Genomic DNA, 26,172 nt, shown 5'->3' on the forward strand with positions numbered 1-26,172 from the left:
GTCTTCTCTTTGCGAGCCGCTAGCTCAGATGGTAGAGCACCTGACTTTTAATCAGGTGGTCGTTGGTTCGATCCCAACGCGGCTCACCAACCACACACAAAGAACCCGGCCGAACATTCGACCGGGTTCTTTTCCCTTCGTCCCCTTCGTCTAGCCCGGCCCAGGACACCGCCCTTTCACGGCGGCGACGGGGGTTCAAATCCCCCAGGGGACGCCAATAACAAATCCGGCACTGTTCGGAACCATCCAAAAAGCCCTGAGCAATCAGGGCTTTTTCTTTTTCAGTTGTCCAACAACATCCAAGTTGGTATGGTCAAATCCAAGACATTTGGGGGCAGATTTGGGGACCAGCCCCCTACCCATGTATCGGCAAGCCCCCAAAAGGAGGTAAAGCCTATGCCAAAGCGGATTCAACCACTTACCGAACTTAAAATCAAGAATGCGAAACCAGCCCCCAAAGAATATAAACTCTTTGACGGCGGCGGGCTCTTCCTGCTGGTGACATCCGCAGGTGGGAAGCTTTGGCACCTCAAGTACCGTTTTGCCGGCAAAGAGCAGAAACTCACCTTCGGTCCCTACCCCATAACATCACTTGCCGATGCGAGACAACTTCGAGAAGACGCAAAGAAACTCCTAGCCAACGGCATAGATCCCGGAGAGATCAAAAAGGCAAAAAAGGCAGAACTGGCAGCAGAGCAGAGAACGTTTGAAATGGTTGCCCGCGAATGGTTCGCCAAAAACGAACCAGCATGGAGCACCAGCCACTGCGCCACTGTCATGAGCCGCCTGGAACGTGACATTTTTCCAGTCATCGGCAACCGCCCCATTGCTGAGCTAAAACGAACCGAAATAATCTTTCTCCTCAAAGGGATCGAGGCACGGGGAAAAATCGAGACGGCCAAGCGGATCAAAATCTACTGCGGGCAAATTTTCCGCTATGCCCTCAACCTTGAATGGGTGGAAAGCAACCCGACTGCCGACCTAAAGACTGGGGACATTCTTGCCAAGGCTGAAGAGAAGCACCACGCGGCGATAACCGACCCGAAACAGGTTGCCGAATTGCTCAGGGCAATCGACGCTTACACCGGAACCTTTGTGGTCAAGTGCGCCCTTCAGCTTGCCCCACTCGTCTTTGTCCGTCCTGGAGAGCTGCAAAAGGCCGAATGGTCTGAATTCGACCTTGATGCGGCAGAATGGAACATTCCCGCCAACCGGATGAAATCTAAGCAACCCCACCTTGTCCCCTTGGCCAAGCAAGCTATTGCCATACTTCGCGAGCTCCACAAGCTGACTGGCAACGGCAAGCATCTTTTCCCTTCCCTGCGCTCCAACAAGCGCCCCATGTCCAACGTCGCTATGCTGGCAGCCTTTAGGCGTATGGGATACGACAAGGAGGAGATGACCACCCACGGGTTCCGAGCCATGGCACGGACAATCCTCGATGAGGTACTGCAGATTCGACCTGATTTCATCGAACACCAACTTGCCCACGCGGTAAGAGATCCGCTTGGTCGCGCATACAACCGGACTTCCCACCTTGCGGAGCGAAAGAAAATGATGCAGTTGTGGGCCGATTATCTGGACGGCTTAAAGACAGGAGCGAAAATTATACCGCTCAAGAGGCAGGTAGAATAGGCAAATTGCATCAGAATGGACTGTCCGCGTTGTGGCAGCAAGCGTGGACACAGAGCAGCAACAAAACCGCTTTTGGTTTGCCACAGTAATAGGAAAGTCCGGCCAGATTGCCATCCTTTCTGCCTGGTTTCACGCTGTAAATTACCGAAGTGATACAGGAGGCGCGAAAGATGATCGGATCATCACCTTATTTGACCTTCTGGCAAGTGGCTGAGAGATGGGCTCAAGAACTGAATAAGCCCGTTATGGATATAGTTCAAATCATGAGGGCTCAAGCAACGTACAAATATCCCTATCCACATCCTTGTCAAGTCCCGTCGTTGCTAGTTTGGCCCACCGCATGTTTTTCGGCGCAGGGTGAAATAAGCGAACTTTCCTTGTTCAATGCAAACAGGATGGCAGAAAAGGGACCATCCTCTTCTTTGGAAGAATTAATGCCAAGTGGATCGAAATATCGGACAAAATACCGCACCCCCGAATACATCGCAGCCGAAGTGTACTTCAACTCCGCCGATTGCCCACCTGAACCGACCGAAGAAATCAAGCGTCACCTCTCACACTTTGTGATACGGCGTGAAGATTTTAGAAAGTGGTGTCTTGATGAAGGGGAGCCGCTACCCAGATTCTGGTTTCACGTGGAAGAAGAGAAAAAGACCTCCTGCCCAGACGCACTCCCCAAGAAGAAGTTAAGTAATCTCCCTGACCGGAAAGGACAGACCATCCCCAAAGAGAAGCGGCGGAAAGAAGAGGATTTTACCAGGATCACTGCTTCCTTGTTTGAGCAGCTCCAAGAAGAGGGAAACACGGAAGTCCTGGAGCCTCGGCAAATTGACGCATTCCTTAACTGTTTAAAAAAACGGATAAATGACGATGTTAAGTTGAAGGATAGTATGGAGACCTATAGCGAACTGACTGAAAAGGTAAAGATCGGCGATCCTCAGCAGTGTATCTTGATGAAGAAGCCTCGAGTGGTTGCCGGCCAAACTGCTCGCAAAAACGAGTGGTATACTCGAAACGACCTATCAAGACGCCTTTCAGAACTTCGCAGCATTCATCGAGCAGTTCTCAGCTAATCCCTCAAAAAAGCTCCCCACATATTATCTCTATAGTTTCTCACATATCAATTTCCGGGAAAGTCTCCGTGCCATAGTGCTCTCAGAAAAACACTATAGCACGGAGGGAACACCCAATGGAAAATCGGCAGCGCCAACTCCCACCTACCGGATTTCTCAGATTATCGGAAATCATTGGCGACAGGAGAAAGGGAATCCTCCCCATCATCCCTGTTTCAAGAAGTCACTGGTACGACGGAATTCGTAGGGGCATTTATCCGCCTCCGGTGAAGCTTTCTGAACGAACTTCAGCATGGCCAGTACAACAAATCCTTGACCTCGTTGAGCAACTGAATAACAGAGAGTGATCTGCGTGCGTATTTTAGGCTCACTAATCAGGGGGGTGCAAAATACAGGTCAAGTACACTCTCTGGAATCACTGATCGATTGGTGTGCCTTCACGGTTCCTGACCGGAAGGCTCTCGAAGCGGTGCTTGCAGTGTTCGACATGGCTTTCCAGGATTTTGTCGCTATGCCAAGAGGACGGCTTGGATATAAGGTCCAAAGACGTTGCGGAAACATTGTAATATTGTCCGATGGCAAGCCTGAAATGGGGATGCATGTGGAAATGAGCGGGCAGGGTTGCAGGCAGTTTGACATAAATTCTGGCCGATGGCGGGAATTGATTTCAAACATCCTCGACGTCGGCGGACATTTTACCCGCATCGACATCGCAATTGATGACCGCCAGGGCTGCTTTCCTCTTGAAAAAGCAAAGGAAAAGCTCCTACACCGTGAGGTCCGAACGCGATTCAGGAGCGGCAGAGAAATAACCGGTGTCCGGTTCAGCGACAAGCTGGGGAATGACGGCTGTTCCTTGTACTTCGGTTCGGCACAGAGCGACATAAAAATTCGGATATACGATAAAGCTGCTGAACAGCGCGTTACTTTTTCATGGATTCGGGTCGAAGCGGAATGCCGAGGCAAACTTGTAAACGTACTCGCTCATCACATGCGCATGTCAGACAATCTTGGAGAAATTGTCGCCGGTGTTCTCAAAAATTATCTTACGTTTGTCGAGCCTTCTGCGGATAGTAATAAGGCTCGTTGGCCGGTCTCTCCATGGTGGGACGCCTTCTTGGGTTCCGTCAACAAGCTTCAGATGACAATTAAGAAGGAGGTGGGCAACATAGATGGTGTTGAAGCATACCTATATAAGCAGGCAGCACCGTCGCTTGCGTTATGGTTGAAGGCAAACGGTGGCGATCTGAACTGCTTGCTCGAATTAATCAAAAGTGGTGAAAAGAGATTGAAGCCACACCATCTTGCCATGTTGAGGGAGTAGGCTTTGATGCGGATTCCGGACGAAGCCGACTGCGATCCCGGGCAAGCCAACATGGCTGTGCTGATGTAGTCGCGAGGTAACTAATCAAGGTATTCTGCCCTCATCATTTCTCCCGAGGAGGAGCGGATGCAACATACTATGATTATTTTTGTTTTCAGCACAGGTCACTATTTCACAACATCAATGGCAACACTCACCACCACCGGACCTGCAGACTCAGACACGCCATAGGCTTCGACCCTGATATCGTCGGGGGAAAAGATTCCCAGCGGCATAGGGATGGTCACCGAATGCGTCCGTTCAACCGGCAAGATGCTAACGACATTCAGTTCGTTTTTCTTTACATTGAAAACACTTGCAACACCGCCTACATGAGAAAAATCAAGCTTCTGATACGTGGCCCCATCGGGGAGTTGGATATCGACGCGCAAGACCTTCGTCTTGGTCTTCGAGGTCACTCTGATCACATTCTGACTCGCCTCCACGGGGGGCGATGTTACAGGCGCCGAGTCCACCGGATAGTTAGGATCGCCACAGGCCGTAACAAAGCCAGCCACAGCAATAAGACATACCTTCAATTTCATGAATTACCTCCCCTTCCTAACCCAAATGGCCTACTCCAGCATAAAGCCCCCAGCACAACGTGATGTTATGGGAACGACCCAATCTGAGTAGCAACCGGGGCATACCACCCTCACGCACGGCCAGCATCCGCCTCCCGCCGTAACAAGGACCTCTCTGCGTTGGCAAGAAGGAATACTTTCCCCGAACCGACTAAAATCAAAGGGATTATGACGGAGAGCGCCGACAACGACGTGAAGAACATCATCGGCGCCATGAGCGTCTCAGCGGCCGATTACGCCAAGATCCAGAAGCACGGGGACCTGGACGTAACGAACGAGCTGCTGGATGCGATCGACATCTTCCGGACCGCTAAGAGGAGCGGCAACAGCATCGACGACCAGCTGGACCAGTCCGGATTCGACATGCAGGGAAACATGACCACCGTGGACCCGACCACGGAAGCACTCTCCCGCGGCATCCATGAATTCAAGGGATCCAGGAAGAAGCTGACAGCCCTCTTCAAGATTATCACCCAGAAGGCAGCCGAGGAGATCGACGGCAGGGAAAATGATGCCACCTACGGCGCCACGGATATGTTCGGCAACTCCCGGGAGAAGAAGGACAAGAAGGCGATCGTCAGCGAATCGGTTGCCCAGGCCCGCCGCGGGGAGCAGGCCGACGCTGGACAGGATGACCTCTTCCGCGCATCATCCTATCCCGCAGGCTTATACCTGCTGAGAAAATCGACGAGGAGGGGCCATGGCAACGAAGGAAGAGAAACAGAAGGCAAAGCTCAAGATGGTGCAGGATGCCATCGCGCAGGTGCGGGGAATGAAGGACGACTCGCAAAAGCCGAAGAAGGCAAAGAAAAAGCCGGACGTCCCAACGGAGACGGAAAAGCAGGAGAAGGACCCCGGCGCGGAACCGGTGCTGTAGGACCGCACCTGCTGCGGAAGAGCAATCCGAACCACGGGGAACACGGACATTTTGCGTCCCTCCCCTCCCACAGTATCGACCCGCAGCCGATGGATGCATCTATGCTTCTCCCAAAGTGCCAGAACCCAGACGACAAGGCAGAGCAGAAGAGGTACATCAACCTGTTCATGGCTGAGTTTGGAGGCAGCATTGACAAGCCGGTGACATTCACAGACGTGACAGGCAAAAAACTCCGTATATCGTCTCGGATGTTCAAGGACCGTAAGACAGGAAAATACAAGATATTCAAGAATGGGAGAGAGCGGTACCTGCTCATGCTCGCATCGGCGCTGAAAAACCCAACAGAGATATGGGAAGACACTGCCACGCGCCGAGGTAACGCAACACCCATTCGGAGGTATGTGACCACTTACCGAATCGGCAGCGAGCAAATAAGCGGCGTGATAGTGTTCGATTTGCTGGCGGGGCAATGGGAAGGGACTACAGCACATCAGAGGAAGAGCATCGATGCGGTCAGGACAGGAACCCTTGTCTATTCGGCAATGAAAAAAGCCGCTTGCTTTGCCAACCCAGTGGCCCGCTACCCGGACTGCGCAATGCGAATGCCCGGACGTGCAAGCGGCTTAACTAAAACGTTATCAGATCAGCAGGATTGCGTCAACAAATCAGAATCACTGTCCGCCGACATAAAGCCCGCGCCACAACGTGATGCAACCCCCATGCTCCTGAAAGCCCATGTCGCCGCCTACGACCGCACGACGGCATCAGGGGCACTCGCACACGTCCGGGCACACGAAGACAGCCGTGTAAAGAAATACGGCCGCCTGCTGGCCAATGTCCGAACGCATGCCGACCTCCACGAGATACGGCAAGCCCGCTTCGGCCACCTTCCGAACTGGGGCAACCTGTCCGAGCACGACCGCAACCAGATCCTCGACGCCGAGGACAGCGTCCACCGTCGGCTGAAAGAGGACGACGAGGTAAGGGACTTCGCCCGGGCCAAGGAGCGGGAGCGGCAGAAGGAGGCCATGCGCTCCGGCAAACAGGTGGCTATCCGCCCCAAAAGAGCTGGAAGGTTTCTTGGGTAAAGCCATGGTTGCAGAACAAACCGAATCACGAAGAATACCAGCGAAGTAAGCCCCAAAGATGATCACGAGCCAGCTGATCCCTAAATCAGTACTTGTTCGCGTGGCAAAGGATGACGAACCAGAAAACCGCACCACATCCGCACTTCAGCGTTTTTAAAAGCGAGTTTTCTGACGCGTAAAAAGAAAAGCTCGATTTTCCCGACGCGGTATAAAAAAGACTCTTTCGAAGGAATCGAGCTGACAGGGCAAGAAAGGGGATGAGATGCCCGGCACGAAACTGTTTCAGCCGGGCATTTCCTATTCTGCTCGCTTGGTGGCGTTGGTGGTAATCTTGAGGATACTCTCCTGAATATCCTTGTTGTCGATCGCCCGGTAGGAATCGAGCAACAGCTTTTCTGAAACCGCCAGGGGAAGGGTCTCATCACTTTCAGAAAAGAACGATTGAACCGGAACATCGAGCGCATTCGCGAGCTGCTGCAGCCGGTCGGTGTTCATCTTGTTTGCACCGCTCTCATAATTCTGAATCTGCTGAACACTCACTCCGACCTGTTCCGCAAGGCGTTCCTGCGTCCACCCTGCCTGAAGTCGCAGTTTTCTTAGTTTCCAGCCAATTTCCCTACTGCTCAAGATTTGTTTCATGACGCGCTCCGGGTATCGAACATTACAGATAACCCTGAGCCGTAAAACCAAGTAAGACTTTACTGAATTTCAAGCAATGATATATATTGACCCCGCCTTTCAGTTGGTGTCTGGTAGAAAAATGAATCGGCGGACAACCCTTGAACACCCCCTATCACGCCAAATACTTTGCTGCGGAGCTCCTCCGCAGATCAGCCTCCAGCGACATCGACAAGCTCTCCATGTCGCTGTTCGATGCCTCGGTTGACCTGAACCCCCATCAGATCGAGGCGGCGCTTTTTGCTTGCCGTTCTCCCCTCTCCAAGGGTGTTCTGCTGGCGGATGAAGTCGGTCTCGGCAAAACCATCGAGGCGGGACTGGTGCTCTGCCAGTACTGGGCGGAACGGCGGCGCCGGCTCATCGTCATCTGCCCGGCGGCGCTGCGCAAGCAGTGGAGCCTTGAGCTTGAGGAGAAGTTCAATCTCTCCTCGGTAATCCTTGAGGCCAAATCGTTCCGTGAATCGCTGCGGGAAGGGAACGACAATCCCTTCCTGGCCAACGGCATCGTCATTACCTCCATGAACTTCGCCACCCAGCAGAAGGAACTGCTGAAGCTGGTGGCCTGGGATCTGGCGGTAATCGACGAGGCCCACAAGCTGCGTAACGCCTACCGTCCCAGTAACCGCATGGGACAGGGCATCCGCTGGGCGCTGGAGGATCGCAGGAAGCTCCTCCTCACCGCCACGCCGCTGCAGAACTCCCTTCTGGAGCTGTACGGCCTTTCCACCCTTATCGACGATTACATCTTCGGCGACCTTGCCTCTTTCCGCGAACAGTACACCGGCAGTGACGCCGACCTGGACAGCCTGAAGCGCCGGCTTGCCGGGTTTGCCAAGCGGACCCTCCGCTCCCAGGTGCTGGAGTATATCCGCTACACCGAACGGCGCGCCATCACCCGCCCGTTCCGCCCCTCCGACCAGGAACAGGAACTGTACGAAGCCGTCTCCAACTTCCTGCAACGTGCCGACACCTATGCCATCCCTGACCGCCAGCGCACACTGACGGTGCTCATCGTGCGCAAGCTGCTCGCATCGTCAACCCTTGCGGTGGCCGGAACTCTGGAGACTATCCGCAAGCGTCTTGAAGTCCTGCGTGCCGGTTTACCCGAGCCGGAGAACCTCCTCGAAGAACTGGTGGAAGGCGACGAACTGGGCGACGACTTCCTTGATGAAGAGGAAGAGATTGAGGAACCGGAAGGTGGATCCCCCCAGTTGGACCAACCAAGAGGAACAGAGATCGACCGTGTCCAACTGGATGCCGAAATCGCGGAACTGGATGGTTACATCCGGCAGGCACGGCAGATATCCGTTGATACCAAAACCCGCACCCTTTGTGCAGCCCTGGAGATCGGCTTCGCCGAGATGGAACGGATGGGGGCTTCACGCAAGGCGCTCATTTTCACCGAAAGCCGCCGCACCCAGGATTACCTGAAGGCGTTTCTCGAAGCCAACGGCTATGCCGGCCGCATCGTCCTCTTCAACGGCAGCAACACCGATGCGGAAAGCAGCGCCATCTTCGAGCAGTGGCTCCGGGACAACGCCGACACCGGCAGGATCAGCGGCTCCAGGACTGCAGACCGGCGCAGCGCTATCATCGAACATTTCCGCGACCGGGCCGACATCATGCTCGCCACCGAGGCGGCCGCCGAGGGAGTCAATCTCCAGTTCTGCTCCCTGGTCATCAACTACGACCTCCCCTGGAACCCCCAGCGGATCGAGCAGCGGATCGGCCGGTGCCACCGCTACGGCCAGAAGCACGACGTGGTGGTGATCAACTTCCTCAACGAGCGCAACGATGCCGACCGGCGGGTATATGAGCTCCTGACCGAGAAGTTCAACCTCTTTTCCGGCGTCTTCGGCGCCTCGGATGAAGTGTTGGGGACCATCGAAACCGGGGTCGACTTCGAGCGACGCATCCTGCGCATCTACCAGGAGTGCCGGACCGCCGGGGAAATCGAGGCGGCCTTTGCCGCTCTCCAGGCGGAGATGGAGCAGACCATAACTTCCCGCATGACCGAAACCCGCCGGACCCTGCTGGAGCATTTCGACGAGGATGTCCACACCCGGCTGAAGGTCAGGCTGGACCAGACCCGCCATCATCTGGACCGCTTCAGTCGCCTCTTCTGGGCCGTCACCCGGTCGGTTCTCCACGGACAGGCCCGGTTTGACGACGAGGATCTCACCTTTGATCTGCATACTCCCCCAACCGGCTTTCCTCCGGGGCGATACCACCTCATCAGCAAGAACCGGGAAAATGTGGAAGGCGCGTATCTCTACCGCCTCTCCCACCCCTTGGGGGAGCAGGTCCTTGCCACGGCACTACGGCACGCTACCCCCGAGGCTACCCTCCGTTTTGACATCAGCGGCCATCCCACCAGAATCGCCATGGTGGAAGCCCTCAAGGGGAAGTCGGGCGTTCTGACTTTGGAGCGGCTCACCATCACCTCCTTCGACACGGAAGAGCATCTCCTCTTCAGCGCCTTCACCGATGACGGTAACCCGGTGGACCAGGAGCAGTGCGAGAAGCTCTTCCAGTGCCGGGCGGAAATCGGTCCGGTGGAAGACCTGAGAGCCTTCAGCGGGCGCCTGGCAGCGGAGAGCGAACGCCATGCCGCCGCCACGGTCAGCAGGGCACTGGAGACCAGCAACCGGCATTTTCAGGAAGAACGGGACAAGCTGGAAAAGTGGGCCGATGACTTGATCGTGGCGGCAGAAAAGGAACTGAAGGACACCAAAGCCAGACTCAAGCTCCTGAATCGGCAGGCGCGCCAGGCCACCACCACGGCAGAGCAGATGGAACTGCAGCGGCAGATCGTGGACCTGGAAAAGAAACAGCGACGACAACGTCAGCGCATCTTCGAGGTCGAAGACCAGATCATCGAAAAGCGCGACGCCCTGATCGCCCGCCTTGAGCAGCAGATGCAGCAGAAGACCACCAGAGAACGGCTGTTCACCGTGCGGTGGACGGTTGTGTGAATAGGGGAGATGTTCAATGAGCAAATACGATGACCTTGTGGCCAAACTGAAGGAGATTTTCCAGATCGATCGCCCCGAGCTGGATTTCGGTGTCTACCGCATCCTCAATGCCCGTGCGGGTGAGATCAACGATTACCTGGACAACCGTCTGAAGGCCCGCGTGCAGGAGGCGTTGGTCAACTCCGGAAACGCCAATCTTGAGCAGGCGCGCAAGGAATTGGACGAAGCGGAGAAAAACGCCCAGTCCCTCGGCATGAACCCGGATGATGTCCCCAAGGTCAGGGAACTGCGCCAGCGGATCGCCGAGATCTCGGCGGGCAGTGTCGAGCATGAGAACGCGGTGTTTTCCCACCTGCTCACCTTTTTCTCCCGCTATTACGACAGCGGCGACTTCATCAGCCAGCGCCGCTACAAAGGGGATACCTACGCCATCCCGTACGCCGGTGAAGAGGTGGTTCTCCACTGGGCCAACAAGGACCAGTACTACACCAAGAGCGGCGAGAATTTCGCCAACTACAGCTTCCGGCTGGCCGACGGCCGCACCGTGCATTTTCGTCTGGTGGCTGCCGACACCGCCAAGGACAACCGGAAGGACAACGACAAGGAACGCCGCTTTGTCCTGATCGAGCGGCAAACCCGTGTCATGACCGATGACGATGGGGACGAGTACGAGGAGGAGCTTCTGCCGGTCGAAGAGGCAAACGGCGAGCTCGTACTCCGCTTCGAGTACCGGCCGATGCCCAAGGGGAGCAAGCAGGATGATCTGGTGGGCAAGGCGGTGCAGGCCATACTGGGGAACGATACCGTCACATCGAGCTGGCTCGATCTCGCCAAGCGGGAGCCGACGGAAAAGAACCCCCAGCGCACCCTGCTGGAAAAGCACCTGACCACCTACACCCAGAAAAACAGTGCCGACTACTTCATCCACAAGGATCTCGGCGGGTTCCTGCGCCGTGAGCTGGATTTCTACATCAAGAACGAAGTGATGCACCTGGATGACGTGCAGAACGCCGAGCGCTTTGCCGACATCGAGAAGAATCTCCGGATGATCCAGTGCCTGCGGGCCATCGCCCTGGATATGATCACCTTCCTGGCCCAGTTGGAGGATTTCCAGAAGAAGCTCTGGGAGAAGAAGAAGTTCGTGGTGGCGGCCCATTACTGCATCACCCTGGATCGGGTCATCAAAGATGCGCCGGAGCTGCTTGATACGATTGCCGCCAATGAGCGGCAGTGGGAACAGTGGGACAAGCTGGGGATGCTGGAAAAGGGTGCTACCAGAAACGGCGACTATCTCAAGGCCCATCAGTTTCTGATGGTTGATAGTTTCCTGTTTGACGGGGCCTTTAAGGATAAATTGCTCGCGACGATTGATAATCTAGATGAATCATTGGATGGGCTGCTGGTCCATGGGGATAACTTTCAGGCGCTGAATCTGCTGCAAGAGCGGTATCGGGAGCAGGTGAAGTGTATGTATATCGATCCGCCATATAACACTTCTGAAAATGCGTTCCTTTACAAGAATCAATATAAACACTCCTCCTGGATATCCCTGATATCCAACGGAGCTGGATTGACGCCGCGCCTGATGGCAAGTAACGGAATAATAATCGGTGCAATAGACGATACAGAGTATTCTAATTTCAAGTACTTGTTATCAGACATTTTCGGGGCTGAAAACTATGTTGGCACAATAGCTTCGGAAGTGAATCCAGCAGGACAAAACATTCGCCCTAACGTCCCTGCTAGAAGTCATGATTATACTCATATTTTTGCAAAAGATATTGAAGCAGTGGATATGGTCTTAAGAGTCTTAACAAAGGAAGAACGTGAGCAATACAAAGAAAAAGACGACATTGGAAGTTATTATTGGGACAATTTGAGAAGAAGAGGCGGGAACTCACGTCCAACGGATCGCCACAAACAATGGTTCCCTCTCTTTGTGGAAGGGAAGAGGGTCAGAGTGCCAGATATGAGCTGGGATGAAGCTCAACAGAAATGGATCGTCCTGAATCTACCATCGAGCGGAGAACTGGAGGTTTGGCCGATAGACCCAAAAGGAGAAAAGCGTATCTGGCGTGTCAATCCTGATGGTGCTAGACGAGGAATTGACGAAGGAGAAATCTCTGTAATTGAAAAAGCTGGCAGAAAAGAAGTTTCCAAAAAATCCCGTGAGCCTGAAGGCAAGAAGCCGAAAACTCTTTGGGCAGAACCCAAATATTCTGCAACATCACACGGCTCAAAATTATTGCTGGATATTTTAGGGCAGGGACTGCAGTTCAGTTATCCAAAGTCGATTCACTTGACAACAGATTCGATCAGATATTGGGTGGAATTATCATCTTTGGTTTGCGATTTTTTTGCCGGGTCTGGCACCACTGGCCATGCAGTGATAAATCTGAATCGCGAGGATTCTGGTCAGCGTAAATACATCTTGGTCGAACAAGGCAAGTATTTCGACACAGTCCTCAAGCCCCGCATCCAGAAGGTAATTTATTCAGCCGACTGGAAAGACGGCAAGGCCATTGCCCCGGAGACCGGCATCTCCCACGCCTTCAAGGTCCTCAAGATCGAAAGCTACGAGGACACCCTTAACAACCTGGAACTCCGCCGCAGTGCCGAGCAGCAGAGCCTGCTGGACGGACTGAGCAGAGATGCCAAGGACGACTACCTCCTCCGCTATATGCTCGACATCGAAAGCCGAGGCTCCCTCCTGTCGGTTAATTCCTTCCGCAACCCCTTCGACTGCACCCTGAAAGTGGCGGTGGATTCCGCCGGGGCGTGGGAGGAGCGGACCATCGATCTGGTGGAAACCTTCAACTACCTGATCGGTCTCAAGGTCAAGCAGATCGATTCCCTGCGGGAGCGGGGGATCGTCATGGTGCAGGGAACCCTGCCGACGGGAGAGAAGACGCTGGTTCTCTGGCGTGACTGCGAGCAGGTGGACTACGAGGCCCTCAACCGCTTCTGCGACAGCCACGCAATCAACCCCAGGGACAGCGAATTTGAGGTGGTCTACATCAACGGCGATCACAATATCCCGTCAGTGCTGACGACCACCGAAGAGGAGGGTGGCATCACCAAGGCCCTCAAGCTGCGCCAGATCGAACCGGAATTCCTGAGCCGCATGTTCGACGGGGATGTGTGAGGGTCAGCACCTCTGGACGGGAAGCAGTGAAATACCGGAAAAGTGGGAGTCGTTGGTGACAAGGGTCGCGTTGCGGGAAAGGGCGGTGGCGCCGATGATGGCGTCGGGGAGTTTCAGCCGGTGATTGCTGCGCAAATCTAGGGCCAGCTTCATCAAGCCGCGGTCTTCATGGGTCAGGGCGACCACATCTATTCGCTCGCAGAAATCGGTAAAGCAGGCGCGATCACCTTCTGTGAGGCCGTCGAAGGCGAGAAATTCAAGAAAAGAGATGACTGAAATGCCAACATATTCAGCCGCTTCAAGCTGCACTGCCAGTTCGCGGTTGCCTGACAGGAGCGAAACAACAGCGTTGGTATCGAGCAGGAACCTGTGTTTACCACTCATCACGCATGCTCCGCTGGGCCTCTACGGCGTCTCCTTTCCAGGAAAGCCTGCCGCAGAGATCACTGAAGCTTCGTTTCTCCGTGCGAACCTTCTTCACATGTTTGGGGCGCTCAAGAAGGAACTGGTAAAAATCGAGCAGTTCGCGACGTGAAGACGGAGGCAGTGCGGAAATATCCAGTTGTTTGGCAGTGGTAGGCATGATTGATATCTCCTTGATGCTAAAAACAGTAGCACAAGGGGGAATACGTGACAAGTTTTCGGATATCTTCATCGAGGAACAGACATCATGAGTTTCCATAAACAGTTGGTTCTCAATCGCTGGATGTATCGCTTTTTCCGGGGAGGGAACCTGCAGGCATTGAAGGCGCGCCTCGGCGACGACCGCCATGAGGGGATCGACGATGACGGCCAGACCCGCTACTTCCGCGAACTGTCACGCAATCTGTTCGAGGTGGACCGGATCAGTGCCGACGATCTTCGTCGCTACGACCTGAATATCGTCCAGCACTGGCAATCCATCACCCGCAAACGCAACCGGCAGGAAGAAACCGAATTGCAGATGAAGTACTTCCAGTACCTGTCGCTGCTGTTCACCGAAATCTACCTGGATTGGTACTTCAACCGTCGGCAACAGCTTCTGGACGGGCTTAATGAAGAGATGGCGGAGTACAATGCGAAGATCACCGCTGCCGACCGGTTGCAACCGTTTGATGCTGATGAACTGAACAAGCTCGCCTTCTGGAACGCCACCGGCTCAGGCAAGACCCTGCTGCTGCACGTCAATATCCTGCAGTACCTGCACTATTTCCAGAACGGCAACCAGAACATCTACCCTGACAAGATCATCCTGCTGACACCCAATGAAGGGCTCTCCCGTCAGCACCTGGAAGAGCTGGACCTTTCCGGTTTCCACTTCTTCCAGCTCTTCGACAAGAACAAGAATGCCTTCCGTGGCACCGTCGAGGTCATCGACATCAACAAGCTGGGCGATGAGATGGGAGACAAGACTGTGGCGGTGGAGGCGTTTGAGGGGAACAATCTGGTTCTCGTGGACGAGGGGCACCGGGGCACCGGGACTGCCGCCGGCGCCTGGATGAGCCGCCGCGAGGCGCTCTGCCGGGGCGGATTCGCCTTCGAGTATTCAGCCACCTTCGGGCAGGCGGTGGCAAAGGGGTGGGTGGTTACCAAGGCGGAAGAGGAGGCGCAGAAGAAAAAGGCGAAGATGCTCTTCGATACGACCAGTCTGAAGAAACTGACGGAAGAGCAGCGGCAGCAGCTTGACCTGAGCAGCGACGAAAAGCGGAAGGCACGGCTGCTGGCCACCCGGGAGATCTACGCCAAGTGCATCCTCTTCGACTACTCCTACAAGTTTTTCTACGAGGACGGCTACGGCAAGGAGTCGCTGATTCTGAACCTAGCCGACGACAAGGAAGAGGAGACCCGGAACCTCTATTTCACCGCCTGCCTCCTCTCTTTCTACCAGCAGCAGTATCTCTGGGCGCGGGACCGGGAAAAACTGGACGAGTTCAACATCGAGAAACCGCTCTGGGTATTTGTCGGCAACAAGGTGAACGACGATGACTCCGACATCCTGACCGTGGTCCGGTTTCTCGCCGACTTTCTCAACAATGACTCCCAGTACAAAGCCTGGATCGACGATCTTCTCAAGGGGAAGGCGCGGCTCCTGGACAAGAAGGGGCGCGACATTTTCGACCGGCGCTTTACCCCGCTGATGGGGACACCTGCCGAAGCGGTCTATGCCGACATCCTGAAGCGGCTCTTCAACAGCGAATCCCGCCAACGACTGAAGCTGGTCAACCTCAAGGGGAGCAAGGGAGAACTGGCCCTGCGGGTGGGAGACAACGACCCGTTCGGCCTGATCAACATCGGAGATGACGCGGCATTCTTCAAAATGTGTGAAGACGCCACGGAGTTCGACAACGAAGCCGATGAATTCGGGACGTCACTCTTCGGCACCTTGAACGACAAGGAAAGCCGGCTGCATGTCCTGATCGGCTCCCGCAAGTTCACCGAGGGGTGGAGCAGTTGGCGGGTTTCGACCATGGGGCTGCTCAATATGGGGCAGGGAGAAGGCTCCCAGATCATCCAGCTCTTCGGGCGCGGGGTGCGCCTCAAGGGAAAGGAGTACTCCCTGAAACGGAGCACCCCGGGACAACGCCCCAAAGGGCTCCATCTAGACAAGCTGGAAACGCTCAACATCTTCGGCGTCCGCGCCAGCTACATGGCCCAGTTCAAACAGTATCTCCAGGAGGAGGGTGTCTCGACCAGCGACGAGATCATAGAGCTGAATTTCGAGACCCGTCACTCACCCTGTTTCCCCAAGGACAAGCTGAAGTCCCTGGCCCTCAAGGACGGCTACAAGGACAACCAGAAGAACGGTTTCAAACGGAAGCAGTTTCCCTGGCTGTACGAGATACCGGCGGAATTCGCCGGCAAGATCAAACCGCCCCATATCGAGCTGGATCTGTACCCGCGACTGGAAGCCCTGAGCACCCAGGCGAGGGGAACGGCCACAGCACCAACCACGGTGCGGCATACCGGCAAGATCGCGTCATCAACCATGGCGCTGTTCGACTTCGACCGGATATTCCTGGCGGTGCAGGAGTACAAGCTGCAGCGTAGCTGGAGCAACCTGCGGCTCGACCGGCAGCGACTGGAGACATTCTGCATGGAATCGAGCGGGTGGTACACCCTCCACATTCCCGCCTCGGAATTGAGCATCCGGACCATTGCCGATATCCGGAAGCAGGAAGACATCCTCATTCGTCTCCTGCAGGATTACACCGACCGGTTCTACAAGACCCTGAAGAACGCCTATGAGGGACAGTTTTACGAAGTGGTGCCGGTGCGCGGCGACGACGACACTATGCTCAAGGTCTATCATTTTGAAATTGAAGATACGGATGACGGCCAGGAATACAAGAAGCGCCTGGAAGAACTGCAGAAGCTGGTTGTCTCGGGAAAGCTGGGCGAGGCGAGCAAATGGGATGCCCAGCAGATGGTAGCCATCTGTTTCGACCGGCATCTGTACTATCCGCTCCTCTCCATCGACGGCAGCGTGCCGCTCAAAATGCGGCCGCTGGCCTTTGAGGCCCAGAGCGAAATCGATTTTGTGAGGGACCTGGAAGCATTCTACATATCACCTGCGGGCAAGGCGGCCATCGGCAACCGGAGCCTCTACCTGCTCCGCAATGCCGACACTAAGGCCAAAGGGCTCGGCTTCGCCCTTGCCGGGAATTTCTACCCGGACTTTCTCCTCTGGCTGGTGGACGACACAACCGGCAAGCAATGGCTCAACTTCATCGACCCGAAGGGAATCCGCCAGATCAATCTGACCGATCCCAAGTTCGGCCTGTATCAGGAGGTGAAGGTACTGCAGATGAAACTGGCCGATCCAAACCTGATTCTGAATGCCTTTATCCTCTCAAGGACCAAATTCGCGGATATTCTCAATAAGAACTGCACCGAGCAGGATCTCGAGGAGCGGCATGTGCTGTTCATGGAGCATGGGGGGGCGTCGTATCTGCCGAAGATGTTTGGGAAGATGGTGTGATGTCAATCTTCTGTTGTCACGTAAGGCGGACCATGCGGGAACTCAGAGATCGACTTTCATCACATTATGCCGGCGCCTTTATTTCTGAAATCCCGGTGGAGATTGAGGGACAAGGCTCTCTCGAAGATGTTACGCCTGACCTTCGTGACCGACCCACACGCCTCCATCATGAATCTAATCAATCGAAGGGGAACTCAAATGGCTACGCGAGAAAAGATTCAGAAGGCGAAACTTACGATGGTATTAGACGCGATTGGGCAAGTACGTGGCATGAAGGATACCTCGCCCAAACGCAAAACCACCCAGAAGAAGACTGAAGCGAAAAATGAACCGGTGACTGTGTATGAACACGACGGCAAGACCCCCCTTCCGCCCGGGGCAATCGACGGCATGGAAGAGTTCATCGAGGACGAGCCGATCACCGGACTGGAGTGGGACATCTCCTGCGAGAACCCGCCATACGTCCCGCACGACTTCGACATGAGTACCCTGCCTCATCCAGACAAACCACACCCAAAGCGGTTTGGCGAGGGTCATGGCGATGATGAGTAGAGGCCGGATATGACCGCTCCTTGAATTATGCGTGGGGATTTCATTTGATGGGAAGTGCGCCGTGGGCAATTGAAGCCCTCGTGCTCACACCCATGCCAAGAATTGCCGCTTGTACGTCCGGGCTTTTCGCAGACCCAGACACGGACCACCTTAAGGAAGCGGCATTCTCTGAGCGCCCCGCACACGGCTGGTGCGAGACTCTTGCCTTTGGCAAGCTCCCCAGATTGCCCTGCGGGGCGCTCTTTTACGCCCCCCTTTTATCACATTGACAGTGCAAGAGCCCCATTCCATCTTCAGATTTAGCACCACTACTGCATTCAGCAATATGTTTTGGGGGCAGATTTGGGGGCATCACAAAACATGCCAGAGCACAACATACCGCTAATACGCATTATTTTTGCATTGTACAAAGTTCCCAGGGGCCAACTGCAAAAAGGACCGCTTTTCCCCGGAGAAGCGGTCCTTTTGTATTATGCTCCGCCTTGCCTTCCTTCTCTGCTATTTCAGATAGCGCAACGCCTCATCCCCCAGGACCCGTTCCACGGCGAGGGGGAGCAATTCTACCGAGTCCCGCTCGGTTGCGGCCATCATCTTGAGGGCGTAGCGGGCGATATTGATGCCGTCCCTGACCGAGTAGAGTTCGTCTGCCGCGTGGGCTCGCTGGAGGAAATCGACGACATACGCAAGGATGCGGCTCGGAGCGAAGGGGAGGTTTTCCTTGAGGATCAGGAGTTCCTCGTCGGCCTCGGGGAAGTCGATGAATATCTGGGGCTGGAGCCGTGAGTGGATGTATTCGGGGACTTCAAAGGTCGAGGCATCCTCGTTCATGGTCACCACGATCCGGAAATCCCGGTGGGCCGGTACCCGCAGGCCGGTGATGATCGACTCCACGTAGCGCCGGTCGTCCAGCAGCGGGGCCAGCGACGCCCACGCCTTCTCGCTCATTCGGTTCCCTTCGTCCAGAATGAGAACCCCGCCCCTGAGCATGGCCGACACCAGGGACGACGCGGCATACTGGATCTTTCCGTCGGGGCCGATGACCGGCGTGATGATCAGGTCTTCGGGCCGGGTGTCCATGGTTGCCTGAAAGAGGAATACCGGCCGGCCCAGGCGCCGGGCGGCTGCGTAGGCCAGCGTGGTTTTCCCCACCCCCGGCTTGCCGATCAGGCGCGGATTGAAGGGGATGTCCTTCTCGTCGATCACCATCCAGGCGGCGAGCAGTTGTTTCAGGAGTTCATCCTGGCCGACCCAGCGCAGCGTCAATTCCACGGGGCCGGCGAGCGAAAGGGATATGCCGTCGATCGTTGTCTGTTCCATGGGTGTGTTCACCTGTCAATAACGTACATCATGGCAAGTTTGGCCCGGTTCTCCAGGCAGAGAGAGCAGAGGGAGCCGGCATCGTTCCAGAGCTCGGCCGCAAGCCATTCGCCAGCCTCCTCGTACGGAGACTGCTGCGCGCCCGGAGCGAATGACTCACCGCAAACCGTGCAGGTTTTCATTGCTTCATCCATGACCTTCCGTCGCCTTTCGCACCAGATCCGCCAGACAGGAGATAAACGTGGGCGACGCGTTGAGGGAAGGACTCCGCCGAAACCGGGAATAGCCCAGCTTGTGCGCCTCCTGGGCATATTCGATGTCGATCTCGTGCAGGGTTTCGATATGGTCCGAGACAAAGGAAAGCGGAACGATGAGCAGGTTCTTCACCTGGTGGGCCGCCAGGTGCTCCAGCATCTCGTCGGTTGAGGGCTCCAGCCACTTGACCGGCCCCGCCCGGGACTGGAAGGCCAGGTGGTGGGTGACCCCCTCGAACCGCTCCATGACGAGACGCACCGTCTCCCGGATATGGTCCAGGTAGGGGTCGCCCTCGTCGATGAAGGATTGAGGGAGCGAATGGGCCGAGAACAGGATCTGCACCTCGGCAAGGGGGTGGAAGTCGTCGAGCCCCTCCCGGATCTTTTCTGCCAAGGCGTCGATGTAAAGGGGGTGGTCGAAGAAACGGTCCACGTACGTCATCTGGAACTGCACGCCCGATTGAGACAGCACCCGCTTCAGCTCGTTCACGCTCGACCCGGTGGTGGCGCGGGAGTAGTGGGGGTAGAGGGAAAGCGCGATCACCCGCGAAATCCCCTCCCGCCGGATGGCCGCCAGCGCCTCCACAGTTGAGGGCTTCCAGTAGCGCATGGCCACGAAGCAGCGATACCCGTCCCCCAGCACCTCTTCCAGTGCCCGGGCCTGGCTCTCGGTCAGCTCGCGGATGGGAGATTTCCCGCCGATCTCCTCATACTTGCGTTCCACGCCCGGTGAGCGGCGCTTGGCGATGAGCCGGGCAATGAACGGCTGGAGAAAGGCGGGACCGATCCGGATGATGTCCCGGTCGGAGAAAAGATTCAGCAGGAACGGTTCCACGGCATCGAGGGAGTCGGGGCCTCCCATCTGGAGGAGCAGGACAGCGGTTTTGTCGGACATGGTCACCTCCGGCAAGGCAAACAGGCAAATTTATGACACCCACATCTTCCTCCCTGATACCCTAATGAACGACCGCGGTCAAGGCGGAAACAGAGCGACTACCCCCCCTGCCCCTTCCCCGTGAGGATCTTCCACCCGCTGGAGGCCAAGTCAACCAGACCGTCCATGGTCCGCTGGTAGAACTTCCTGACCGGCATCCGGTTGACGAGGATATCCCCCTCGCTCCGCTCAAGCCTGACCCGGTCTCCCGGCGTGAGGGCGATGAAGTTTTCGTGATTTTCGCCGCCAACGCCGAACAGAAAGCGGTACTGACGCCCACCGGCCGCACGACAGGCAACGATCAGGATGATCAGTTCGGGCTCACCCGTCTTGAAGTGGTAGCGCACGGTGCCGCTGACGAAAGTCCCCTCGACCGACCCGGTGGCGGCCAGGAGGTTTTCGACCGTCACCTGCCTGGGCTTGAGGTGCCCCAGGGAGGGGAGCCCCCAAGGCTTGAACGGTTCGTGGGGCCGCTGCCTATAGTGGTCGCTCCGTTCCAGCAGAATGACGATGTTGTTGTTGATGGGGCCGCCGATGGAGTGGGAAAGACCGGCCGTAAAACGCCCTTCTCTTATCATGCGGTGATTCTCCACCACCTGAATCATGCCGGTTGCGCCGAGGGGGTGTCCCCGCCCCTTGAGCCCGCCGGTGAGGTTGGTGGGGAACAGGCCGTTCTCGCCGGTATAGCTGTCATCCAGCAGGGCATCCAGGAGGCGACCGCGGGGGACAAAGCCCAGGTCAACCATGTTGATGGGGCCGAAGCCGTTGAAGGGGTCATGCATGTTCACATGGATCTTGCCGGCAAACTGGCGGATGTCCCTGATCCCGGCCATGCCGTACGCCTCGGCCGCGGCGGAGACGGTGGCGGGAAAGGAATGAAAGTAGTTGCGGTCGGCAATGGTGGGGATGTCGGTGGCGCTTCCCACCCCGGACACCATCACGTCCTGGGGATCGCTGGTGAGGACCACGGCGGCCACCCCGTCGGACATGGGGCAGAAGTCGTGGTAGCGCAGGGGCCACCAGTAGGGATAGTTCTTGCCGGTGACGATCTGGCGGTAGTACTCCTCCAGAGGGATCTCCGCGCTCAGGTGGGCATCGGGATTCAGGGCCGCATAGCGGTGGGCCCGCTGGGTCAGCAGGGCCGAAAAGGCGGTCCATTCCTCGAACGAAAGCCCGTACCGCTCCATCAGGGCGCGGGCCACCAGGGCTCCGCAGGCGGGCATGGTCAGACCGAACTCGGCCTCGTCCCGGTCGATGACTCCGGCCACGATGCGGGTCGCCTCGGCGGTGGGGGCATCGCTCATCTTCTGGATGCCGATGGCGAGCACGTGGTCGCAGCGGCCCGAGGCGATCTGGAGGCAGGCGTTCTCGAAGGCCGAGGCTCCCGACGAGGATGCGGTGTCGATCAGCACCGACTTGGCGCCGGAGACGCCCACCACTCCTGCGATCTTGGCCGCGGTATTGTCGACCCCGGAAAAGGCGACCGGGCTCTGGGAGCCGACCACCACGGCCTCGATGTCGCGCGGCCGCACGGGGCATCCTTCGAAAACCGCCCCGGCCAGCTCTGCCAGCTCCAGGAACGAGAGCCGGTCGCGGTGTCTGCCATCGTAGCGCCCCACCGGCGCCATCCAGGATGCGGCCACGTAGACCGGCCTCGGGCTGAAGGGGATATGTCGCATGGGAACTCCGTTTCTCCCGCCGGGGGATGGTGTGATCGTGCCCTTATTGTAAACGATGTTCCTGCCGGGGCAACCGAAATGCAAAAGGCCCGCGCCAGTGACGGCGCGGGCCTTTTACGGAGTATCCGGACGGAGCGCTAGCGCGCGCCGCTTCCATCCAGGGGCACTTCCCGGATCGGTGCGGGTTCCGGGACCGCCACCACCGGCTCCGGGGCCGGTGCGGATTGAGGGGAGGCTGCCTGAACCGGCGCAGCAACGGGCTGCGATACGGGCCGCTCAACCGGCCGGACCGTCTGTACGGGCGGCGGGGCAGCAGCCGCGGGCGAAGCCTCCTTCTTGTCCTTCCTGTTGAACAGGTCCATGGGCGGCTTGAGCAGCCCCACCATGTCGTCGAAGAGGTGGTAGTAGGGGGCCGTGGCCTTGCGCTCGCGGAAGAGAAGATCCTTTTCCTTCTTCCCCAGGTAGCGGGTGATGCCCGGAATGGTCTTGAACTTGACCTCGACCCGCTCATCCATGTTGGCCGCTGCCTGGTCGAAATCGGGATATTGAAGTTCCGCCAGCACCGGAGTGGACGGGCTGCCGACCCGGAAATTGGGATACTCCCAGAGAGCCGTGCCGTTGGCGTCCAGCACCTGGGCAGTCATGGTGAGAACGTTGTAATCGGTATCCAGATACTTCACCAGGTTGCTGGCAAAGGTGCGGTCCCGCATGGTGAGACCGCTCACCACCACCAGGAGCACTGCATCGACACTGTTCTGGGTCACCAGGGTCCTGATTTCCTCGGGCTTATAGAAGTGCTTGTTATAGACTACCCCGGCGTCGTCCCGGCGCTCGGACCGGAAAAGAAGCGAGCGGAACAGCTCGTCAGGAGCGGCGGCCTCGATTGGGCGCACCATGAAGTAGGCGCCGGACTCCCGGAGCATGTTGACGAGTTCCTTCTCGTTCACCCGGTTGTATTCCCGCACCAGCGTCACCAGCGTATCCCGCTCCGGATGACGGATATCCGAATCGGCGTCCATGAAGATGGGCGCCACGCCGAGAACCTTGACCCGCTGCTCGTAGTCCTCACGGGGAATATTGAAGGGGTTGTGGGCACACCCGGCAGCCACCAGCGCCACCAGCGCCACGAAAAACCACTGTCTGATCCGGCTCATCGATCTCCTCCCTGATGCATTCATATCACGGTCCGGTCGGTATCGTCCGTTCGATTTATAGCAGATGCTTCCGGCTATGACCACCCCTTTCACCGGGGCGAGGTGTCGCGGGCGAAGAGGAACAGGGTTACGGCCACGGCCAGCCCCGTCACCGGCACCTGGAAGGCTGCATGATAGGCCTCGGCCGGATAGCCCATCGGCCCGCGCGGGAAACGCCCGATGATGAGCCCCATCACTTGCTGCACCACGGCCGCGCCGGTCAGGACGAAAAAATTAAGTGCCGTGGTGGCCGTTGCCGACAGGTTACGGGGAAACATCTCCCGGATCATGGGGTAGATGGCCACGCCCGACGACACCGCCAACCCAGCTGCAAAGAAGAAGGCGGCCAGAAGCCAGCGGGGCACCTGCTCCGCCGGGCCGAGGGTCAGAACCAGAAGCAGAAGCAGCAGAAGGCTCTGCCCCGCCACGAGGGTCCATTTGCGGGACTTGAGCAGCCGGTCGGTCACCTGGCCGATGAAGAGGCAGCCGGTCATGAACCCCACCGAGGTAAGCAAAAGCAGATTTCCGGCGCCCTCGCGCGAGAGGCCCATCACCTCCATGAGCCACGGCCCGCCCCAGAGTCCCTGGAGAGCCATGTAGCCGGCGTACCAGAAAAACGAAAGGAGGGCCAGGAGCCAGAAAGAGGGACGAGAGAAAACGAGGCCCCACCCCGCCAGGGCTCCCACCGGCCGGTGGGTCGCGGCCAGGAGGGGCTCCTCCTCTGCTATCCCGTCGGCGATCGGCCGATCCCGCACGACCCGGAAGAGGAACAGGGTAAGCCCCAGCTGGAGAGCGCCCACCACCAGGAAGGGAGAGCGCCACCCTCCAAGCGATACCGCCAGGGCCAGAGGGGCCGTGGCACAAAGATTTCCAACATTCCCCACGGCAATGATCAGGCCCGAGATGGTGGCATACTCCCGGGAGGTGAACCAGTTAGTGAACACCTTGAGCGCCCCCATCAGGACGCAGGCAGTGCCCATGCCGATGAGGATGCGCCCTGCGAGCAGGGCGCCGTAGCCCGGAGCCAGAGCAAAGGTGATGGAGCCCGCCACCGTAACGAGTCCGGCAAGGCTCACCACGATGCGGCCGCCGAAACGGTCCAGCAGCGGTCCGAGCGGTATCTGGGCCAGGGCGAAGGCGTAGAAGAGCGCCCCCGAGAGCATCCCGATCCGGGAGGCGTCCAGGGAGAGATCGGCTGCCAGGTCGCGGGCAATGACCGCCATGGATACCCGGTAGAAATAGGCGACCAGGTACATGACCGCAAATACGGCAAATATCCGCCAACGTTTCGTCATGGCATGCGCATCCTGAAGAGCATCAGTGCGTTCCCTCCCGCGAGACTATCCCGGATGGAGCCGCGACACAAGCCCTTATCCACGGCGCCCCTTCCCTTCTCCCGAGGGATGTGCTATAGCCGTTGGCCATGAAATGGCTCCTTGTTGCCTCAGCGGCACTCTATCTCTTCGGTTCGTTCCGACGCCCCCTCTTTGCACTGGGTCTCGGCGCGGGGCTCGCCTATCTGGCCATCCGCGGCATCTCCCTGGGCCGGTTGCCCCTGGTGGGCCCCCACGACACCATTGCCTTCTTCTCCGCCTCCATCGGGCTCATGGCGCTCCCGTTCCTCTTTTCGCCCTCGCTACGGAACTCTTCCGCCTTCCCCTGGGCAACGGGGGGAACCGCAGCGGTTTTCGCGCTGTTCTCCCTGGCATTTCCCGCCCTTGCCATGCCGCTGCCGCCGATACTCAACACCCTCTGGTTCGAGCTGCACGTGGCGCTGGCCTTCTTCGCCTATGCGCTCTTCACCATCGGGGCCATCATGGGCGTCCTCTTCCTGGCCGGCGGAGAGCGGCGGCTCCTGGATCTCCAGTACCGGGCGGCCCTCGTGGGATACTCCTTCTTTTCCGGTTCCATGGTTGCCGGCGGCATCTGGGGATACTATGCCTGGGGGACCTACTGGCTCTGGACGCCCAAGGAGCTCTGGACCTCCATCCTCTGGATCTTCTATACCTTCTGGCTCCATCTGCGCCTGAGGGGGGCCGGCGGAGACCGGTTCCTGGCCTGGACCGGCATCCTCGGCTTCGGGGTGATGCTCTTCACCTACCTGGGGGTGAGCATGCTCATGAAAAGTTCGCACAGCTTTTAAAGGGGACCGCACCACGCCATGCTGACCAGAATCTATCAATCCCTCGCTTCCCTCTCCCTGGGCCTCTGGCTCATGGGGGGAGTCATGGTGCTTCTGGCCGTCGGCTCCTTCGGCGGCGAAGAGGCAGCGGCCCTGAACGCCATGCCCCTCTCCGTCTGGCTCACCCGTGCCCCCCTCGCCGCCTCCTGGTGGCTCTGGGGGACCCTGGCGCTCCTGACGCTTCTCACCATCAACACCATCCTCTGCAGCATCGAGGCAATCCGGCTGAGGCTCGGCAAAAGCACCCTGCCGGCGCTGGTGGCCCCGCAACTCATGCACCTTGGCTTCCTGCTCATCGTCCTGGCTCACCTGCTGAGCGCCACGGGGGGAGCCAAGGAGGCCATGCAGGTCTACCAGGGCTCCTCCATCGGGTTCCCGGACGGGAGTACCCTCCATGTGGGGCCCATTTCGGTGGCCACGGGCCCCATGGGGATGCCGACCGACTATCGCGCCCAGGTGCGCGCCGTGACCGGCAGCCGGGTGGAGGAAGGAACGGTGAGCCCCAACCATCCGTTCTTCCACGGCGGGTTCGGCGTCTATCTCAAGCACGCGGAGGAGTACCCCTTCCCCGTGGCCGTCATGGAAATCCACCGGGAACCGGGGGCCGGCTGGGCCCTGGCCGGCGCCCTCCTCTTCACGGTAGGCAACGGCATGCTCCTTGCGCTCCGACGGGAACGCCGCTGAC

20 protein-coding genes and 2 tRNA genes are annotated in these 26,172 nt (G+C 57.6%); 12 read left to right on the forward strand and 10 right to left on the reverse strand.

Translation table 11 applies throughout. The annotated features are described in order from the left end of the window. The first annotated feature begins 13 nt into the window (after positions 1 to 13). From AABA48_RS13880 to AABA48_RS13905, 5 genes are all read left to right on the forward strand, one after another. A tRNA-Lys gene (locus AABA48_RS13880) sits at positions 14 to 89 on the forward strand. Positions 90 to 139: 50 nt separating this feature from the next. After that, a tRNA-Glu gene (locus tag AABA48_RS13885) sits at positions 140 to 217 on the forward strand. 179 nt (positions 218 to 396) lie between these two features. Continuing rightward, on the forward strand, positions 397 to 1,635 hold the full coding sequence (locus tag AABA48_RS13890; RefSeq protein ID WP_286350941.1) for a tyrosine-type recombinase/integrase: 1,239 nt from the start codon (positions 397 to 399) through the stop codon (positions 1,633 to 1,635). 170 nt (positions 1,636 to 1,805) lie between these two features. Beyond that, positions 1,806 to 2,708 (forward strand): hypothetical protein, encoded by a 903-nt coding sequence (locus AABA48_RS13895; protein WP_286350942.1) that lies wholly within the window; start codon positions 1,806 to 1,808, stop codon positions 2,706 to 2,708. Positions 2,709 to 3,060: 352 nt separating this feature from the next. Then, on the forward strand, positions 3,061 to 4,032 hold the full coding sequence (locus tag AABA48_RS13905) for a replication initiation factor domain-containing protein (RefSeq protein ID WP_286350943.1): 972 nt from the start codon (positions 3,061 to 3,063) through the stop codon (positions 4,030 to 4,032). A gap of 167 nt (positions 4,033 to 4,199) precedes the next feature. On the opposite strand, the gene AABA48_RS13910 is transcribed toward AABA48_RS13905, so the two are convergent. Next, a complete protein-coding gene (locus AABA48_RS13910) occupies positions 4,200 to 4,616 on the reverse strand; it encodes a hypothetical protein (RefSeq protein WP_286350944.1) in 417 nt (138 codons plus the stop codon). A gap of 231 nt (positions 4,617 to 4,847) precedes the next feature. Here AABA48_RS13910 and AABA48_RS13915 point away from each other — a divergent pair, with 231 nt between their 5' ends. Then, positions 4,848 to 6,620: a PBECR2 nuclease fold domain-containing protein gene (locus AABA48_RS13915; RefSeq protein ID WP_286350945.1), complete on the forward strand. Its 1,773-nt coding sequence runs from the start codon at positions 4,848 to 4,850 to the stop codon at positions 6,618 to 6,620. A 297-nt stretch (positions 6,621 to 6,917) separates the two neighbouring features. On the opposite strand, the gene AABA48_RS13920 is transcribed toward AABA48_RS13915, so the two are convergent. Further along, on the reverse strand, positions 6,918 to 7,259 hold the full coding sequence (locus tag AABA48_RS13920; RefSeq protein WP_286350946.1) for a helix-turn-helix domain-containing protein: 342 nt from the start codon (positions 7,257 to 7,259) through the stop codon (positions 6,918 to 6,920). 140 nt (positions 7,260 to 7,399) lie between these two features. Here AABA48_RS13920 and AABA48_RS13925 point away from each other — a divergent pair, with 140 nt between their 5' ends. Both AABA48_RS13925 and AABA48_RS13930 read left to right on the forward strand, forming a co-directional pair. After that, on the forward strand, positions 7,400 to 10,273 hold the full coding sequence (locus AABA48_RS13925; protein WP_286350947.1) for an SNF2-related protein: 2,874 nt from the start codon (positions 7,400 to 7,402) through the stop codon (positions 10,271 to 10,273). Between the two features lie 16 nt (positions 10,274 to 10,289). Further along, positions 10,290 to 13,418 (forward strand): site-specific DNA-methyltransferase, encoded by a 3,129-nt coding sequence (locus AABA48_RS13930; RefSeq protein WP_286350948.1) that lies wholly within the window; start codon positions 10,290 to 10,292, stop codon positions 13,416 to 13,418. A 3-nt stretch (positions 13,419 to 13,421) separates the two neighbouring features. On the opposite strand, the gene AABA48_RS13935 is transcribed toward AABA48_RS13930, so the two are convergent. After that, on the reverse strand, positions 13,422 to 13,802 hold the full coding sequence (locus tag AABA48_RS13935) for a type II toxin-antitoxin system VapC family toxin (protein ID WP_286350949.1): 381 nt from the start codon (positions 13,800 to 13,802) through the stop codon (positions 13,422 to 13,424). Beyond that, entirely contained in the window at positions 13,792 to 14,001 is a 210-nt protein-coding gene (locus AABA48_RS13940; protein ID WP_286350950.1) for a hypothetical protein, read from the reverse strand. Before AABA48_RS13940 ends, AABA48_RS13935 begins: the two co-directional genes overlap by 11 nt. An 87-nt stretch (positions 14,002 to 14,088) precedes the next feature. Between AABA48_RS13940 and AABA48_RS13945 the strand changes: the two genes are divergently transcribed. Further along, on the forward strand, positions 14,089 to 17,376 hold the full coding sequence (locus AABA48_RS13945; protein ID WP_286350951.1) for a DEAD/DEAH box helicase family protein: 3,288 nt from the start codon (positions 14,089 to 14,091) through the stop codon (positions 17,374 to 17,376). A 198-nt stretch (positions 17,377 to 17,574) separates the two neighbouring features. Beyond that, a complete protein-coding gene (locus AABA48_RS13950) occupies positions 17,575 to 17,928 on the forward strand; it encodes a hypothetical protein (protein WP_286350952.1) in 354 nt (117 codons plus the stop codon). Between the two features lie 498 nt (positions 17,929 to 18,426). On the opposite strand, the gene AABA48_RS13955 is transcribed toward AABA48_RS13950, so the two are convergent. From AABA48_RS13955 to AABA48_RS13980, 6 genes are all read right to left on the reverse strand, one after another. Further along, a complete protein-coding gene (locus AABA48_RS13955) occupies positions 18,427 to 19,245 on the reverse strand; it encodes an AAA family ATPase (protein ID WP_286350953.1) in 819 nt (272 codons plus the stop codon). Positions 19,246 to 19,253: 8 nt separating this feature from the next. Then, positions 19,254 to 19,427 (reverse strand): hypothetical protein, encoded by a 174-nt coding sequence (locus tag AABA48_RS13960; protein WP_226048566.1) that lies wholly within the window; start codon positions 19,425 to 19,427, stop codon positions 19,254 to 19,256. A gap of 4 nt (positions 19,428 to 19,431) precedes the next feature. Beyond that, the gene (hemH, locus tag AABA48_RS13965) at positions 19,432 to 20,394 is read right to left on the reverse strand and encodes a ferrochelatase (protein ID WP_286350954.1); all 963 of its coding nucleotides are present in this window, start codon (positions 20,392 to 20,394) and stop codon (positions 19,432 to 19,434) included. A gap of 98 nt (positions 20,395 to 20,492) precedes the next feature. Further along, positions 20,493 to 22,112 (reverse strand): thiolase family protein, encoded by a 1,620-nt coding sequence (locus tag AABA48_RS13970; RefSeq protein WP_338270678.1) that lies wholly within the window; start codon positions 22,110 to 22,112, stop codon positions 20,493 to 20,495. A gap of 137 nt (positions 22,113 to 22,249) precedes the next feature. Next, on the reverse strand, positions 22,250 to 23,266 hold the full coding sequence (locus AABA48_RS13975) for a hypothetical protein (RefSeq protein ID WP_286350956.1): 1,017 nt from the start codon (positions 23,264 to 23,266) through the stop codon (positions 22,250 to 22,252). Positions 23,267 to 23,355: 89 nt separating this feature from the next. Continuing rightward, complete coding sequence (locus AABA48_RS13980; protein ID WP_286350957.1) at positions 23,356 to 24,600, reverse strand: MFS transporter; 1,245 nt, start codon at positions 24,598 to 24,600, stop codon at positions 23,356 to 23,358. 128 nt (positions 24,601 to 24,728) lie between these two features. On the opposite strand from AABA48_RS13980, the gene AABA48_RS13985 reads away from it, so the two are divergent. Together AABA48_RS13985 and AABA48_RS13990 are read left to right on the forward strand one after the other, a co-directional pair. Then, positions 24,729 to 25,448, forward strand: coding sequence for a cytochrome c biogenesis protein (locus AABA48_RS13985; RefSeq protein ID WP_039647223.1), 720 nt, complete (start codon positions 24,729 to 24,731; stop codon positions 25,446 to 25,448). An 18-nt stretch (positions 25,449 to 25,466) separates the two neighbouring features. Further along, the gene (locus AABA48_RS13990; RefSeq protein WP_286350958.1) at positions 25,467 to 26,171 is read left to right on the forward strand and encodes a cytochrome c biogenesis protein ResB; all 705 of its coding nucleotides are present in this window, start codon (positions 25,467 to 25,469) and stop codon (positions 26,169 to 26,171) included. The last annotated feature ends 1 nt before the right edge of the window (position 26,172 follow it).

It is taken from the genome of Geobacter sp. 60473, assembly GCF_036323535.1.
Lineage (GTDB): Bacteria > Desulfobacterota > Desulfuromonadia > Geobacterales > Geobacteraceae > Geobacter > Geobacter sulfurreducens.